This window comes from Methylosinus sp. DMC45, from assembly GCF_056313885.1.
In genome coordinates, this window is the sequence record NZ_JBQUZK010000054.1 from 37,991 (window position 1) to 53,729 (window position 15,739).

A 15,739-nucleotide genomic window follows, 5' to 3' on the forward strand; every position below is an offset into this window, starting at 1 on the left:
ACGCATCGGCTTGCTCACGTCCACACAATGGGTTCGAGCATAGCGAAAGCTCAGAGGGAAGCCGTCTGACGGGCGTTGGCCGAAATTCCTGTGGAAGTCGGAAAGCATCGGCGGGCGGCGAGAGAATGCGGCCTCACACGCCGGCGACCTCACATGTCGGATGGCGATCTCTCGACGAAAAATATGAGACTCACGCGCTTTTGTCCGGCGCCGCCCGATAGGCGCTCGAGAACGCCAATACTCCCGCCTCCACGCCCTTCGACGGGGCGATCCCATTGGTCGATCGAAACGACGAGCGGCATGATCCTGCTTCCTCACCCGGCGGCGGACTAGACTGAACGGTTTAGCTCACCACCGCAGCCGCCGTCGTAAAGCCTCGAACGAGGCGAAAGCGCACGACCGCAATGAGAGGCGTCCTCCAATGACGCGAGCGCCTCTTGCGTCGCCAGCGTCGATGGATGCGCGACGCCGCGGCTCGGCCTCACACGAAAGGCGCCCAAAACGGAGACGAAGAGAGCCGGCACGAAGAAGATCGCCAGAAGTGTCGCCGAGAGCATGCCGCCGACCACGGCCGTGCCGATCGCGATGCGGGCGGCCGAACCTGCTCCCGTCGCCACGACCAGAGGCAGCGTGCCGACGACGAAAGCGATGGACGTCATCAAGATCGGCCGCAACCTCTCTCCGGCCGCGGCGATCGCGGCGTCCTCGAGCGTCGCTCCCGCGTCGAAGAACGCCTTTGCGAATTCCACGATCAGGATCGCATTCTTCACTGCGAGACCGACCGTCGTGAGAAGGCCGACCTGAAAATAGACGTCATTGGCCAGTCCGCTTCCCAGCGTCGCTACGATCGAGCCGATGACGCCGAGCGGGACCACCAGAATGACGGCGAGAGGAATCGTCCAGCTTTCATATAGAGCCGCGAGACAGAGCAGCACCACGGTGAGCGAGAGGGCATAGAGCGGGGCCGTCTGGGCGCCGGATTTCTGCTCCTCATAGGAGAGGCCGGTCCATTCGTAGCCGACGCCTGGAGGAAGCTTCTCGATGAGACGCTGCATCGCCGCAATAGCTTCGCCCGTGCTGTGGCCGGGCGCAGGGGCGCCGAGAATTTCGAAGGATGTGAGGCCATTGTAGCCTTCCACCTTTTGCGGGCCCGATGTCCATGCGCCATCGACGAAGGCGTCGAACGGAACCATCTTGCCGGATGAATTGCGCACATGCCATCGCGCGAGATCCGAAGGGGACATTCGCGAGCTCGTGTCGCCTTGCACATAGACCTGCTTCACGCGTCCCGCTCGCAGGAACTGGTTGACGTATTGCGAGCCGAGAGCGCCCTGTATCGCGGCGTTGAGATCGCTGACCGAGACGCCGAGCGCATTGGCCTTCTCGCGATCGATCTTCAACCTGTATTGCGGCGCATCTTCGAGGCCGTTCGGGCGCACGCCGGCGAGCGCGGGATCCTGCGCCGCCATTGCGAGCAATTGATTGCGCGCGGCGAGAAGCTTGTCGTGACCGAGCCGGCCTCGGTCTTCGAGCTGAAGGTCGAAGCCCGTGGCGTTGCCGAGCTCCATCACGGCCGGCGGCTGGAAAACGAACAGGCGGCCGTCACGGTTGCCGGCGAAACGCCGCATCACGCGGCCGGCGACCGCCGCGCCGCTCTGCGCGGGATTCGGCCTTGCCGACCAGTCCTTCAGCTTGATCGCCGCAAAGCCGGCGTTCTGCGCTTGGCCGCCGAAATTGAAGCCGGAGACCGTCAGCACCGATTCGACATTGTCCTTTTCGGCCGTCAGAAGATATTCCGTCAGCTGCTCGTTCATCCGCGCCGTTTGCTCGGCGGTCGCGCCGGTCGGCATGGTCACTTGGCCGAACAAGAGCGCCTGATCCTCTTCGGGAAGAAAGCCCGTCGGCATGCGGCCGAACATCACGACCACGGCTGCGGTGATCGCGATGAAGATCAGAAAGCGGGCGCGCGAATGAGCGATCAAATTATAGACGCCGTTCTTGTAGCGCTCGTTGACGCGATCGAACATCGCATCGAACCATTTGGAAAAGCCGGTCTTGCGCTCGCGCGCATGCGCGCTGCTCCGCAACAGAGTCGCGCAGAGAGCCGGAGTGAGAATCAGCGCCACGAGCGCGGAGAGCGTCATCGCGGACACGATCGTCACAGAAAATTGGCGATAGATGACGCCGGTGGAGCCGCCGAAAAACGCCATGGGAAGGAACACCGCCGAGAGCACCAGCGCGATTCCGACGAGGGCGCCGGATATCTCGTCCATCGACGCGCGCGCGGCTTCACGCGGCGACAAGCCCTTCTCGCTCATGAGCCGCTCGACATTTTCGACGACGACGATGGCGTCATCGACGAGAAGGCCGACGGCGAGCACCATTGCGAGCATGGTCAGCGTGTTGATCGAATAGCCGAAGGCGGCGAGCACGCCGAATGTGCCGAGCAGCACGATCGGCACGGCGATCGTCGGAATGAGCGTCGCGCGGAGATTCTGCAGAAAGACCAGCATGACCAGAAAGACCAGCGCGACGGCTTCGAAGAGAGTCTTCACGACTTCTTCGATGGAGAGCGTGATGAAAGGCTCTGTGTCGAGCGGATAGGCGAGCTTGAGACCAGGCGGGAAGAACTGCTCGAGACGCGCGAGCTCGGCGCGCACCGCGGACTCCGTGGAGAGCTGGTTGGCTCCCGGGGCGAGCTTCAGCGCGAGAGCGCCGAATGGCTTGCCGTTATAGAGAGACGCCGTGGAATAGGATTGCGCGCCGATTTCGACGCGCGCAACGTCCCGCAGTCGGACTTGCGAGCCGCTGGGATTCACCTTGAGCAAGATATTTTCGAATTGCTCGGGAGTCTCGAGCCGGGTCGGTCCGATGATGGCGGCGTCGAGCCTGTTTCCTCGGCTGGCCGGCAGCCCGCCGAGCTCGCCCGACGACACCTGCACATTCTGCGCGGTGAGCGCGCTCGTCACATCGCCGACGGTCAGCGAATATTTATAGAGCTTGTCCGGGTCGAGCCAAATGCGCATGGCGTATTCGGATCCGAAAGACGTGAAGTCGCCGACGCCCGTGATGCGGGTCAATGGATCCTTGAGATTGGAAGCGACATAGTCATCTATGTCGATGGCCGACATGGCGCCGTCGTCGGAATACACGCCGACGATCATCATGAAGCTTCTGACCGATTTGTTGACCTTGATTCCTTGCTGAGTGACCTCGGTCGGCAGAGTCGGCTGGGCGAGAGACAGCTTGTTCTGGACTTGCACCTGCGCGATGTTCGGGTCCACGCCCTGCGCGAATGTCAGGTCTATCTCCATCGAGCCATTGGATTGGGCGCTCGACGACACATACTCCAAGCCGTCCAGGCCGGACATCTGCTGGAGAATGGGTCGGACGACGGTATCCATGACCGTCTGGGCGGAGGCGCCCGGATAAGCGACCGAGATCGAGATTTGCGGCGGAGCGATGCTGGGATATTGCGCGATCGGAAGCCGAAAGATCGAGATCCCGCCGAGCAGCATCACGATCAGGCCGAGCACCCATGCGAAGACCGGACGGTCGATGAAGAAACGTGACATCGAGGGCGCTCCCGCGGGGCTCAGGATTTATTGTCGGCGCCGACGGCCGCGTCTTCGACCGCTATGGGACGAACGACGTCGCCTGGACGAATGTTCTGCAATCCGTCGACAATGACGCGTTCGCCAGCGTGTAGACCAGCGGTGACGATCCATTTGTCTCCGATGGCCTGGCCCGTTTGTATGATGCGTAGGCTCGCCTTGTCGCCGTCTCCGATCAGGAGGACGGTCGCGTCGCCATGCGTATTGCGGGACACGGCCTGCTGCGGGATCAAAACGCCGTTTCGATCCATCCCTTCCTGCAAGGTCGCGTGCACATACATGCCCGGCAGCAAGAGGTGCTTAGGATTGGGGAAGATGGCCCTCATGAGAACGGTCCCCGTCCCCTCGTCGACCGTGACCTCCGAGAATTGCAGCTTGCCCGTGAGCTCATATGCGCTGTTGTCTTCGAGCTTCAAAGTGACCTTTGCCGCGCCGCGGCCGACGCTTTCGATCTCGCCGCTCGCGAGCGCCTTCCGCAGACGCAATAAAGTCGTCGCCGATTGCGTCACATCGACATAGATCGGATCGAGCTGGGTGACTGTCGCGAGCATGGTGCTCTGATTGGCGGTCACGAGCGCGCCCGGCGTGACCGTGGATCGCCCGATGCGGCCGGAGATGGGCGCCAGAACTTTCGTGTAGGAGAGGTTGATTTTTGCTTGGGCTATGCTGGCCTGCGCGATCGCGATATCCGCCTCCGCCTGCTGCGCCGCCGCCACTGCGTCCTCCAATTCCTGCTTGCTGACCGCTTTCATCGAAGACAGCGATCTGTAACGAGCGGCTTTGGCGTTGGCCGCGACCAGCGTCGCCTGACTGCGCGACAATGTGGCGACCGCGCTGTCATATGTCGCTTGATAGAGCGCAGCATCGATCTGGTAGAGCTGTTGGCCCTCCTTCACTTCGCTGCCTTCTTCGAACAGCCGCTTGAGCACGACTCCGTTGACCTGCGGCCGCACGTCCGCGGTCAAAACGGCCGTCGTGCGGCCGGGCAATTCCGTCACGCGGGCGATCGGCTGTAAGCGGACGACGATAAAGCCTGCTTGCGCGGGCGGAGGCGACGGCTGTGCGCCGCCTGCCTGGCCGCAGCTCGCGAAGAATGTGACCGAGAGCAGCCATAGGAAACGGCCGAAGAGGCCCGCCACGCGTTGGCGCGACGACAGCCGAGCCCTCTGGGCGACGATAGGCGACTGGATTCGAAGAGACATCGGGCTCATGCGGTTTTGCTCCAGAAGAATGCGGATTGCTGCGTGGCTTTCGAGGCGAGGCGTCGGAGACGTTTCCGTCAACGTGGAGCGTCCCCGGACTCGGAGACCGAACGGCCTGTCGAGAGCGGCGCCGAAATCGCGCGACCGAACATTTCCGCGAACTGTTCGAGAAGCCGATTCGTCCGGTCGGGGGATGTCTGCAGGAGCTCACGATGGATGAAGCCCAATTCGAAACTCAGGCTGAGCAGCATTTCGGCGGCGGCGCCGATATCGAGATCGGGATCGGCCATTCCGGCATAGACGTAGCGAGCGAGTCTCGATTCGAGGCCGCTCTTGACGTCTTCGCGGATCCAAATGCGGTTGAAGCGAGCCTTGAAGGCTTCGTCGAGCAAGGCTCTCGAGATCACGATGCGAATTCGGTCGGATCGTTCCGATATCTTCTCGACCGAATGCGCGAGCATCTCTCGCGCTTCCTGCGCCAAGCTCGAGCAGAGCGGGCGCCCCAAAAAGAGCGCCGCGTCGGAGCGGTCGTCCTCCTTGTCGAGAATGGCCAGCAGCAGCCCTTCCTTGCCGTTGAAATAGCGCTGGATCAGAGCCTCCGAGCAACCCGCGGCGTCGGCGATCGCGCGCGTCGTCGCTCCCTCGTAGCCGCATTCGGCGATGACCGTCACGGCGGCGGCCATGAGAGCCTCCTTGGTCGCTTGGCGGTCGCGGGCTCTCGGCTTGTTGACAGTGGCGACGGACAAGGCGCGCTCCATTAGATTATGTATGTGATCACACACATATCGTGCGTAAGGCTCTGTGTCAATGGCGCTATAGTACCGCCACCGCTGAAGCGATCACCTCACAATGGCGTCGACTCTAGCGCGGCTGTGGGTTGCAAGCGGATCACATTTTGCTGCAGAATGCGGGAACCGCTCATTCGCAGGCCTCCCTATCAGAAAGCGAAGAAGGACGATCGGCGACATGCCTCGCGGACGAATTCCGACCTCCAAAGGCGCCCTTGTCCGCTCCCGGCCATCGATGCGGACGCGTCCCTCTCGGTCGCTCGTTCGAGCCCTGGCCGGCGCAGCCATTTTGTCGCTGACATCGCCGGCCTTTATCGCTCCGGCCTCCGCCCATGGCGCGAAATGGGAAAGCCGATGTCAGATTTTTGTCGGTCCCGACGTCATGAATCTCGCCAGCTACTCGCCGGACGCCTCGCGCTCGGAGTTTTGCGTCGATATTCCGTCAACTGGCCACGCGATCATCGCGCTCGACGCAGAACAGGATGAATTGCGCGGCATGGCGATCGAGATTCGCATCGTCAAGGACACCGGCCGCGAAGAGCAGGAAGACATCGACGCCGTCACCGTCGCTTACAAGCCGCCTCACGTCTATCCGACCGGCACCATCAATTTCGAGCATGTTTTTCCAGACGCCGGCTATTTCATCGGCATCGTCACCGTCACGGGCGACCACGGCGAACACTGGGTTTCGCGGTTTCCCTTCTCGGTCGGCATGACCTTCATGCGCTTGCTGCCGGTCTATATCCTGCAGATGATCGGCGTAGCCGTGGCCTTCTTCCTCTATCTGCGGCGCCGCCCGATATCGATGAAGAGGAACACCTGAAGACGATCGCTGTCTACGCCGCCGACAATCGGGCGAAGTTCCTCGGTTGATCGAAACGCAATTCCGGCTCGGCGCGAAACGCCGAGCCGGCGCCATCCTCCAACCGAATTGTCGGGCGACCGTCGTTCGGATGGAGTTCCGGCGAGCGCGTCCCGCTTTCCGATCCACGTCGGGCGACGCGCTCCGCGCAGCGACGAAATCGAGCCGCCCCGCATCCAGCCGATCCCAGATCATCGTGGCCGGCTCTCGTGGCGGACGCGCGGCGGCGTCGTCCAGAATCGAGCTGGTCCGACATCTTGCGCGCAGCATCGGCGGCATGAGCTTAGATACTTGCGAATATGTCTAATCTACCCGGAAAGCGGCCTTTATTGGAAATGTTTCAGCCACCGAGCGCTTGTTGCTTCGCTATCAGTAGTCCTCGCCCAATAGTATAGCCGAGCGAGGTCGAAAACATGTCGCGTGTCAATATCGAAGCATCTTCCACCGTCGCATCGACGCTCCTCTTGTCGCTCGTCATGGGTCACGCTCTCGCGCAGGAAGCCCTGCCGCCGATCGATGTGGCGGCGCAATCATCGAATGACGGCGGGCGAGGCAAAGAGCGCCGGCCCGTCGTCGGACCACTCGGCCCCACATATGCGGAGACGAAGAGCCTGAAGCAAATCACGCAGACGATCTCCGTCGTCGATCGACAGCAGATCGAGCTCGCCAATCCTACGGGTCTTCTCGAAATCCTCGCTCAGGCGCCCGGCGTCTCCATTGCGCGCGCGGGCGGAATCGGCGGACAGATCTATCTGCGCGGCTTCAGCTCCAACACCATGCGCTCGCCGCTCTATGTCGACGGCGATCGCCTGCACGGCCGCAACACGCTGCAGCTCAATTATTTCGCGCCGGAGGAGATCGAGCAGGTCGAGGTGATCCGAGGGCCGGCCTCCGTGCTCTATGGCAGCGACGCGCTCACCGGCCTCGTCAATGTCGTCACGCGACGCCCGTCGTCCGATGTCGACGGCCCTTTCCGTTTCACACGCGGCGGCGCCTCGTTCGGTTTCGCGAGCGCGGCGACGGCGCTCAGCACATATGAATGGGCGGAGGGCGCAGGCGACGGATTCTCGGTGAGGGGCGGCCTCGCCGGACGCAAAGGCCTCTCTTACGAGACGCCTTCGGGAGTGGCGCGCAACGGCGATTACCGCAGCGTCGGCGGCGATTTCACGCTCGGCTATGCGCCGACGCCGGATCAACGCCTTCAAGCGAGCTTTCGCGGCTATGTGGAAACAGACGGACGCGCCGGAGGCGTCGGCGGCGCGCCAGGCTACCCCTATCTCAATGTGCGGCAGAGTCCCAACGAGCTGCTGATGGGCCGCCTCGCCTATTCCGGCGACTTCACCGGCAGCCTGATCTCTCATGTCGAAGCTTCCGCCTATGTCAATTATTTCGACACGCATCTTCTCACCGTCAACACGACGAGCGCGAAGCAGGCGGTGTTCTCGGACAGCCATGTGATCGGGCCGGTCGTCATCGGCGGACGCGTGCTCGCCGTCGCGCCCTGGTCGATCGACGGATTCGGCAATGTGATGACGAAATTCGGCGGCGACGCGTTCTATGAACGCCGCCCCGGCAGCGTCGGAACCACCGCCACCGCGACGCTCTCCAACGGCGTGGCGACCGCTCTGAAATATTCGCCGGCGACCCAATCCGTGCCGGAATCGTTTCAGACCAACGGCGGCATTTTCATGCTGCACGAATGGACGCCTCTCGAAGCGCTCACCATCTCCGCCGGCGGCCGGCTCGATTATTTCAACACGCGGACGCGTCTGTCGCCGCTCCCTTCCGCAGCGCTGCTGCCCGCCTATGTGGCGAATAGCGACACAGACCGGCTGGCGCCGACCGGCAGCGTCGGCGCCGTGTTGCGCGTCGCCCCGACTCTCGACGTCGTCGGCAATGTCTCGACGGCCTTCCGCCATCCCACCAACGCCGAGCTGTTCAATTCGACGGCGACGTCATTGCCAAATCCCAATCTGCAGCCCGAGACCGGCGTGACCTATGAAGGCGGCCTTCGCCTTCATATCGCGGAGGCGACCGCGAGCATCACGGGCTTCCACAGCGTCTATCACAACCTCCTGCAAACGCAGTCGGTGACTTATATGGGCGTCTCCACCTACACGCAGAGCCAGAATGTCGGGCGCGCCGAGATCGACGGCGTCGAGTTCGAAGGACGCTGGCAGGCGACGCCGGAGCTCAATCTCTTCGGCAATTTCACAGTGCTGGAAGGCACGAACACGACGACCGGGCGGCCGCTGCCCAATATCGCGCCCTTCCGCGCGCGCTTCGGCGCGCAGGTCGCGCCGCCCGGCGCCGGCTATTCGCTGCAAGCCGTCCTCAACGCCGCAGCCGCCAAGACCCGTATCGACACGACGCAGGAATATGCGACGTCCGGCTATGTCACATTGAATCTCTATTCGAGCTTCGATCTCGGCGTGCTGGTCTCGCCGCGGCTCGGCGACACGCGACTCGCCATCGGGCTCGAAAACGTCTTCAACACGGCCTATGTGGACGCTGCGACTTTCGCCAATATCTCCTACGGCCGCAGCGTCACGAATCCATTGCACGAGCCCGGACGCAATTTTATGATCAAGCTCACGCATGAATTCTGAAGAAATGCGGATGGAACGAAAAAAGGCGGGTCGTCGGACCCGCCTTCTTTTTTGTCTCCGAGTCGATCAAAGAGCCGCGCGCGCGGCCGCGTCATAGGCCTCTTCCGCCGGCAGGCTCATCAGGCGGTCGGCCATATCCTGCTTCAGCCATTCGAGCCGCTCTCTTTCCTGCGGCGTCGCAGCGCCGCGGCGGGAGAGCTCGATGAATTCCGCACGCACCACGCCTTCGCGCAAGGTCACATCGACGCTCGCGTCGCGGTAGGAGAAGCGAAAGAAATAGCGGCCGCGCGGGCTCTCGACAACATCCGGCCCGCCGAGATCGAGATCGACCATATAGCGTCCGCCGGTGAAGGCGCGGGTCGTCATTTCGATCGCGTCGCGGCCGCCAGGACCCGGAAAAGCGGTGGCGATCGTCAGCTCGTAGCGCTCCGGCCGACCGTCGGCGCATAGCAGCGGAAAAGCGCGCTGCATGGCCTTGAAGCCATGCGCCGCGCCGCCGATGAAGCTACGGCCATGATATTTTAGAATATCCGCGAAGGAGATCGCGATCGGCTCGCCGTGATCCAGCACCGTCAACGAATCGTCGGTCATGTTTTTCAGAACTCCTCCTTCAGCCAGGGCAGAAAGCCGTCGAGAAATCGCGTCGCCGCCGGCATGAAATGCGATCCGTGGTGATAGAAAGGGTCGAGGCTCGTCACCAGCATGCGGCCCTTCGTCGTCGCCTCGTCGATATAGAGAACCGAGCGTCCCTCGGCGTCGTCTATGAGCGAACGCGCGCCTTTCGGAGGCGCGAAGACGCCATGCAGATGCCAGACGATGTCATTCGCGCCGATGCGCGCGAACAGCGGATGCTCAGGATCTGCGATCGACAGGCCGAGGCTCGCGCCCGGCTCGAGCCACCACCACCAATTGGTCGGAACGCCGGTGAAGCGGATCGACGGCAGCCATAGATGCTGATCCGTCTCGCCCATGGCGACGACGGCGCCGCCGGAATCGAGATAGTCCGAAAGACGCGCGCGATGCGGCGCGAGCCGGCTCGCAGGCGTTCGGCAAGGCGCGAGCACGATGTCGAAGCGCGACAGATCAATGTCGCCGAGCTCCTCCGGTCGCGCGAGCGCGTCGAAGAGAGACGCATAGCGCGGCGCTTCCAGCGCTTCACAGTGATAAGCCGCGCCCGAATGAATGGCGAGAACGCGATTCATGTCGTCGCTCCCGAGCACCAGGCGACGATGCGCTCGGCGAGCGCGACATTGACGGAAGCATCGTCGCAGACGGTCCAGAGATCATTGCCCGCGTGCATCAGAATTGCGCCGCCCCCGGGCCGCTCCCAAATCCAATCGATCGGCGCTACGCCCGGGCCGAGGCCGGTGAGCGCGCGGCCGCCCGGCGGGATCGGCGCGTGTCCGCGGCCGTAGAAGCCGGCGACGCCGCGCCGCGTCTCCAGCCGCGCGCGGTCGAGCCCTTCGAAGACGGCGTGTTCGCCGAGCGCGACCAGCGCGAAATCGGCGCGGCGTCCCGCGCCGAGCGGAACGAAAGACGCGAGCTGCGGCAGAAACGGCCGCGCGAGATGGCCCATGAAGGCGAGCCGTCCGCCGCGATCGAAAAAGGCTTCGAGCGCGGCCGAGCGGCGCGCGAAATCCACCTGATCGAGATGCATCGTCGTGACGACGCCCCGCGCCGCCGCGAGACGCGCATCGGCGAGTTCCGTCTGCCGCACGATGGCCAGCGCGCCGGCCTCGAGCGGCACGGCGAAAGCCTTGGACGGCGGCCCGTCGCCGCTCAGCACGAGCAGAATCTCGTGATCGGCCATAGTCGTCACGGCCCGGCTCCCGCGAACAAAGGAACGACCGTTTCGATCGGCGCGCATCCGTCATTGTCGAGCGTGACGCGCCGCACCGGCAGCCCATAGAGACGCATGAGATCGGCTTCGTTCAAAACGGCGCGCGTCGGGCCGATCGAATGTTCCGATGGTCCCAGCATGAGCAGCGCGTCGTCGGCGACGCTCAGCGCATGCTGCGGCAAATGCGTCGAGAACAATATGGCGTGACGCCCCTGGCGCTTCACCTCGCGCAGCACTGTGAGCAGACGATTCTGATTGGCGAGATCGAGCGCCGACGCCGGCTCGTCGAGGACCAGCGCCGGCGAGCCCGTGGCGAGCGCGCGGGCGAGCAGCACGATCTGCCGCTCGCCGCCGGAGAGCCTGTCGAACGGCCGCTCGGCGAAATCGCGCGCGCCGACGAGCTCCAGCGCCTCGACCGCGGCGCGATAGTCGGCGGCCCCGGGCGCGCCGAACAGGCCGAGGCCGCGCGCCCGGCCCATGACGACGACATCGAGAGCGCGATAGGGAATATCGGCGCCGATCGACTGGGACACATAGCCGATGACATTCGGCGCGACCCGGCGGCCGGCGGCGAGCGGAACGAGCCCGGCGAGGGCCTTGATGAGCGTCGTCTTGCCGCGGCCGTTCGGACCCAGAACGGCGAGAATGCGGCCCGCCTCGAGCATGAAGGAGATGTCGGTGAAGATCCACCGCCGGCCGCGCTGCGCGCCGGCCTTGTCGAGACCGATCATGTGGCGAGCTCCTTGCGGCGCGTCTGCCGCAGCAGTGCGGCGAAGGCCGGCGCGCCGATCAGCGCGGTGATGACGCCGAGCGGTATCTCCGCCGCGGTCGCGCTGCGCGCGAGACTGTCGACGAGCAGCAGATAGGACGCGCCGAGCGCGGCGGAGACCGGGAGCAGCGCCCGCTGATCCGCGCCGACCAGGAGACGCGCGGCATGCGGCGCCATCAGCCCCACCCAGCCGACGACGCCGGCGACGGCGACCGCCGCGCCCTCTATGAGCGCGACGGCGGCGAAGACGAGCCAACGGTCGCGCTCGACCGGCAGGCCGAGCGCGCGCGCCTCCTCCTCGCCCAGCGAAAGGACATTGATGCGAAAGCGCATGAGCCAAAGCGCTGTCATTCCGACGAGGACGCCGGGCGCCGCGACGCCGAGACGCGCCCAGGTCGCCGCGGAGAAGCTGCCCATCAGCCAGAACACGATGGCCGGCAGCGAGCTGTTCGGATCGGCGAGAAATTGCAGCAATGAGACGAGCGCGGCGAACAAGGCGCCGACGACGACGCCGGTCAGCACCAGCATCACCGTATCGCTGCGGCCCTCGACGCGCGCCAGCGCGCCGACCAGAGCGAGCGCGAAGGCGCCGGAAGCGAAAGCCGCGCCGATGAGCGCGAGGCCGCTGAAGCCGAGCGCGATCGCGAGCGCGCCGCCGAAGGCCGCGCCGGGCGACACGCCGAGAATTTGCGGCGCCACCAGCGGATTGCGGAACACGCCCTGCAGCGCCGCGCCGCTCACGGCGAGCCCCGCGCCGCACAGAGCGGCGAGCAGCACGCGCGGCGCCCGCACCAGCAGAACGATGCGCTCGTCCATCGCGCTCCAATCCGCAGTGGAACTCGAGACGCGCGACAGCAATATTGCGATCGCCTTTTGCGGCGCGATCTGGAAACGTCCGACGCAGAGCGCCGTCAGCGCGGCGACGAGAAGCAGCATGACGACGGCGAGCGCTCCCGCCCAGACCGGAAGCGCGCGCTTTTGCGGCGTATCGCCGCTCGCGGTCGCGAGCAGGCTCATTTCGACGCGCTCGCGGCAAAGCGATCGTAAAAGCGCGCGTCGCCATTGATCGAGAGGCGAAGCACATCGTCCAAATCCGCTTGCGACGGCGTCCGGCCGTAGAGCAGCCGATAGGCGCCGACGATCTCGGCGCGCAAATCATAATGGAACAGCTCGGGATAGAGAAGATCGGCGAGCCACATCCAGGTCAACGGACTCTCCTGGCTGGGCGGGTCCCAGCGATAGCCGCCGATTGGCATTTTATAGACGCGCCGCTCGCGCGCGGCGCGCGTCGCCGACAATATCTCGTCGTCATAAACGCGTGCGGGCGTGAGCTTTTCCTCGAAACCGTTGAGCAGGATCACATCCGGGTCCCATTGCGCGATCTGCTCGGCGCTGATCGCGGGCGCGCTCGAAAGACCGTCGGCGGCGTTGCGGGCGCCGACGAGGCGGATGTAGAAATCATAATAGCTGTTCGCGCCCGCCGCCGCGAGACCGCTCGCGGCGCGCTGCAGATAGACGACGCGAAGCCGCCGCGCTTCGGGAATGTCGCGCGCCTTGGTCTCTATGTCCGCGACGGTGGCGGCGCGCCAGGCGATCAGTTCCTTCGCACGCTCCGGCTTGCCGACGATGTCGGCCATCAGCGCGAGATTCCCGCGCGCCAGCGGCTCTGTTCCATAGCGCAGCAGCGCCGTCTGCAAGCCGGCGTTGCGCAAGGGACCGACAATGTCGTCGCCACGATCGCCCCATTGCACGACGACCTCTGGATCGAGCAGCGCGAGCGTCTCGACATTGGGCATGAATCCATCTGCGCCGACGCCGGCGACCGACGCGTCTATGGCGCGCGCCTGCGGAAACATGCGTCCGAGCAGACCCTCGTCGATCGCTTTCTTCGAAGAAGGGTGCATTCCGACGAGGCGCTGCGCCGAGCCGTCCACGGCGATGAGAGTGGAGGCGGAGGGCATGGGAATGGTGACGACGCGTCGCGCCGGATGCGAAAGACAGACCTCCCGCCCGGCGAGATCGGCGAAGCAATCGGCATGCGCGCGCAATGGCGCGCAAGAAGCGACGAGCAACGCTGCGCCGCCGACAATTCCCACCCGATTCATGCTCACCTCGTAGAAGGCAATGCTCGGAGCCACGCTCGTCGACTCTTCGAAGCGCCGATTGGCCGCACGACGACTGCATGCGTGATCGTTCATTCGCATGCAAAGCTCGTGGAGCCGGCCGTTCGAGTCAATGGCGGCGCGCCGCTTCTGGAAATGTTGCAATGTCCTGGCGCGGAGCTACCGCCCGACATCCAGCGCAGAGGCGGACGTTTCATGAAGCGCGAGACGCGGCGCCGGCTCGGCCGCCTCCGCAATTCCAGGGACTCGGACCGCTAAGCCGTCAGTATGGCGCCGCCATCGACGACTATGTCCTGCATGACGATATGGCTCGCGAGGTCCGACGCCAGAAAGGCGACGACATTGGCGATCTCCTGCGGCGTCGCGATTTTGCCGAGCGGAACGCCGAGCTTGAACGCCTCTGGACATCCGGCGACGACGCGCTGCTCGGCGTCCGGCGCGCGCCACATGGAGCGCTGCATGGACGTGTCGGTCGAGCCGGGAGAGACGAGATTGCATCGCACGCCATAGGGCGCCAGCTCCAGCGCGACGCAATGCGTCAGGCTGGCGAGCGCGGCCTTGGAGGCGCAATAGGCCGCCATCGACAGGCGCGGAACATGCGCCGCATTGGAGCCGACTGTCACCACGGCGCCGGAACGTTGATGCTTGAATTGAGCGATCGTGTTGCGGAGCAGATGAAAAGCGCCCGAGACATTGACGTCGAAAGAGGCGCGCCAATCCTCGAGGCTCACCTCCTCCGTCGCGCCGAGACGCAGAATTCCCGCCGCGTTGACGAGCACATCCAGCCGCCCCGATTCGTCCAGAAGACGCGCGCAGGCGCGCTCTGCCTGCGCATGATCGGCGATATCGACGACGAGCGTGCGAAAGGGATAGCGCGCTTCTGCGAATGCCTTGTCCAGCCCGACGACACTCGCGCCGAGCGCGACGAATGTCGTCGCGGCGCAAAGGCCGATCCCCTGCCCCGCGCCCGTCACCCAGACGCGCTTGCCCGTGAAGCTCATCTGCGGGCTCTGCGCAGAATTCATCTCGACCCTCCCTCCCGATGATGATGATCACGCTGCTGCGAGCTTGCGCTCAATCAACGCCCACCAGCGGTCCAGCGTCGGATTATCGGCGAGATCGACGAAGCCGATCTCGACGCCGAGCTTGCGCCACTCGGTCACCAGCGTCATGACGCGAATGGAGTCGAGCCCATAGTTCATGAGATTTTCGTTCGGATCGAAAGCCTCCCCGTCTAGCGAGATGAGCGTTCGCACACGCGCCTCGACTTGCGCGCGCGTCAGGCGCGGCGCCGGCGCGCCGATCAGCGCATCCGCCGCGACGACGACGCCGCAGCGGCCGGCGACATAGCGCAAGGTCATGTCGTGGTCTTCGGGCGAGAAATCGGCGATGGCGTCGCCGACGATGAAAGTCTCGAAATCGCGCATGAAGGAATCGAGCGCTGTCGTGAGGCATCCGATATGCCCATAGACGCCACAGATCACGAGCTGATCACGCCCCCACTCTCTCATCATCGCTTCGAGCGGCGAACGCTGGAACGCGCTGTAGCGCCATTTGACGAGCACCGTGTCGTCGCTTTCCGGCGCGAGCGCGGCGGCGATCTCCTTCAGCTGTGGATGCGCATTCAGCCCCGGCCCCCACATATCGTTCAGCAGGCCGCGATCCTTCGGGCTCTGGTCGATCGGCTGCGCCGTGTAGACGACAGGAACGCCGCGCGACTTGCAGAAGGCGCGCAACGCCGCGACATTGGCGAGGAGCTGCGCGACGAGCGGACTTTCATCGCCGAAGAAATGCAGGAAATAATCCTGCATGTCGTGAATGAGCAGCACGGCGCGCTCGGGCGCGAAGGTCCAGCCGACCTTGTTCTTCGGCAAGTCCTCGGGCCGCGGCAACGAATAGGTCGGAAGCCGGGGAATGGCCATTGTCGTGTCC

The 15,739-nt window shown here is 64.4% G+C and carries 13 protein-coding genes; 2 read left to right on the forward strand and 11 right to left on the reverse strand.

What is annotated here, in order from left to right; all coding sequences use genetic code 11:
* Window positions 1–329: 329 nt before the first annotated feature.
* The 3 genes from ACT53T_RS18405 to ACT53T_RS18415 all read right to left on the reverse strand — a co-directional run bounded on the left by ACT53T_RS18405 (window position 330) and on the right by ACT53T_RS18415 (window position 5,562).
* A complete protein-coding gene (locus ACT53T_RS18405; RefSeq protein WP_476162328.1) occupies window positions 330–3,575 on the reverse strand; it encodes an efflux RND transporter permease subunit in 3,246 nt (1,081 codons plus the stop codon).
* 20 nt (window positions 3,576–3,595) lie between these two features.
* Window positions 3,596–4,753, reverse strand: a complete 1,158-nt coding sequence (locus ACT53T_RS18410) for an efflux RND transporter periplasmic adaptor subunit (RefSeq protein WP_400771130.1) — start codon at window positions 4,751–4,753, stop codon at window positions 3,596–3,598.
* 140 nt (window positions 4,754–4,893) lie between these two features.
* Complete coding sequence (locus tag ACT53T_RS18415; protein ID WP_476162329.1) at window positions 4,894–5,562, reverse strand: TetR/AcrR family transcriptional regulator; 669 nt, start codon at window positions 5,560–5,562, stop codon at window positions 4,894–4,896.
* A gap of 331 nt (window positions 5,563–5,893) precedes the next feature.
* On the opposite strand from ACT53T_RS18415, the gene ACT53T_RS18420 reads away from it, so the two are divergent.
* Entirely contained in the window at window positions 5,894–6,427 is a 534-nt protein-coding gene (locus ACT53T_RS18420; protein WP_476162330.1) for a hypothetical protein, read from the forward strand.
* Between the two features lie 452 nt (window positions 6,428–6,879).
* Complete coding sequence (locus ACT53T_RS18425; RefSeq protein ID WP_476162331.1) at window positions 6,880–9,075, forward strand: TonB-dependent receptor; 2,196 nt, start codon at window positions 6,880–6,882, stop codon at window positions 9,073–9,075.
* A gap of 66 nt (window positions 9,076–9,141) precedes the next feature.
* Here the strand turns inward: ACT53T_RS18425 and ACT53T_RS18430 are convergent, their stop codons facing one another.
* The 8 genes from ACT53T_RS18430 to ACT53T_RS18465 all read right to left on the reverse strand — a co-directional run bounded on the left by ACT53T_RS18430 (window position 9,142) and on the right by ACT53T_RS18465 (window position 15,729).
* On the reverse strand, window positions 9,142–9,666 hold the full coding sequence (locus tag ACT53T_RS18430; protein ID WP_400771120.1) for a hypothetical protein: 525 nt from the start codon (window positions 9,664–9,666) through the stop codon (window positions 9,142–9,144).
* A 5-nt stretch (window positions 9,667–9,671) separates the two neighbouring features.
* The gene (locus ACT53T_RS18435) at window positions 9,672–10,277 is read right to left on the reverse strand and encodes a hypothetical protein (RefSeq protein ID WP_476162332.1); all 606 of its coding nucleotides are present in this window, start codon (window positions 10,275–10,277) and stop codon (window positions 9,672–9,674) included.
* Window positions 10,274–10,885 (reverse strand): hypothetical protein, encoded by a 612-nt coding sequence (locus tag ACT53T_RS18440; protein ID WP_476162368.1) that lies wholly within the window; start codon window positions 10,883–10,885, stop codon window positions 10,274–10,276. Before ACT53T_RS18440 ends, ACT53T_RS18435 begins: the two co-directional genes overlap by 4 nt.
* Window positions 10,886–10,890: 5 nt before the next feature.
* Window positions 10,891–11,646, reverse strand: coding sequence for an ABC transporter ATP-binding protein (locus tag ACT53T_RS18445; protein ID WP_476162333.1), 756 nt, complete (start codon window positions 11,644–11,646; stop codon window positions 10,891–10,893).
* Complete coding sequence (locus tag ACT53T_RS18450; RefSeq protein WP_476162334.1) at window positions 11,643–12,701, reverse strand: FecCD family ABC transporter permease; 1,059 nt, start codon at window positions 12,699–12,701, stop codon at window positions 11,643–11,645. Before ACT53T_RS18450 ends, ACT53T_RS18445 begins: the two co-directional genes overlap by 4 nt.
* Window positions 12,698–13,822 (reverse strand): ABC transporter substrate-binding protein, encoded by a 1,125-nt coding sequence (locus ACT53T_RS18455; RefSeq protein WP_476162335.1) that lies wholly within the window; start codon window positions 13,820–13,822, stop codon window positions 12,698–12,700. Before ACT53T_RS18455 ends, ACT53T_RS18450 begins: the two co-directional genes overlap by 4 nt.
* 239 nt (window positions 13,823–14,061) lie before the next feature.
* Entirely contained in the window at window positions 14,062–14,832 is a 771-nt protein-coding gene (gene dhbA, locus ACT53T_RS18460; RefSeq protein ID WP_476162336.1) for a 2,3-dihydro-2,3-dihydroxybenzoate dehydrogenase, read from the reverse strand.
* Window positions 14,833–14,859: 27 nt separating this feature from the next.
* Window positions 14,860–15,729: an isochorismatase family protein gene (locus ACT53T_RS18465; protein ID WP_476162337.1), complete on the reverse strand. Its 870-nt coding sequence runs from the start codon at window positions 15,727–15,729 to the stop codon at window positions 14,860–14,862.
* Window positions 15,730–15,739: the final 10 nt, after the last annotated feature.

Bases quoted from the DNA above. Each gene is read 5' to 3' on its own strand.
- ACT53T_RS18405 (WP_476162328.1), bottom strand. From the start codon at position 3,575: ATGTCACGTTTCTTCATCGACCGTCCGGTCTTCGCATGGGTGCTCGGC.
- ACT53T_RS18425 (WP_476162331.1), top strand. From the start codon at position 6,880: ATGTCGCGTGTCAATATCGAAGCATCTTCCACCGTCGCATCGACGCTC.
- ACT53T_RS18430 (WP_400771120.1), bottom strand. From the start codon at position 9,666: ATGACCGACGATTCGTTGACGGTGCTGGATCACGGCGAGCCGATCGCG.
- ACT53T_RS18435 (WP_476162332.1), bottom strand. From the start codon at position 10,277: ATGAATCGCGTTCTCGCCATTCATTCGGGCGCGGCTTATCACTGTGAA.
- ACT53T_RS18440 (WP_476162368.1), bottom strand. From the start codon at position 10,885: ATGGCCGATCACGAGATTCTGCTCGTGCTGAGCGGCGACGGGCCGCCG.
- ACT53T_RS18445 (WP_476162333.1), bottom strand. From the start codon at position 11,646: ATGATCGGTCTCGACAAGGCCGGCGCGCAGCGCGGCCGGCGGTGGATC.
- ACT53T_RS18450 (WP_476162334.1), bottom strand. From the start codon at position 12,701: ATGAGCCTGCTCGCGACCGCGAGCGGCGATACGCCGCAAAAGCGCGCG.
- dhbA (WP_476162336.1), bottom strand. From the start codon at position 14,832: ATGAATTCTGCGCAGAGCCCGCAGATGAGCTTCACGGGCAAGCGCGTC.
- ACT53T_RS18465 (WP_476162337.1), bottom strand. From the start codon at position 15,729: ATGGCCATTCCCCGGCTTCCGACCTATTCGTTGCCGCGGCCCGAGGAC.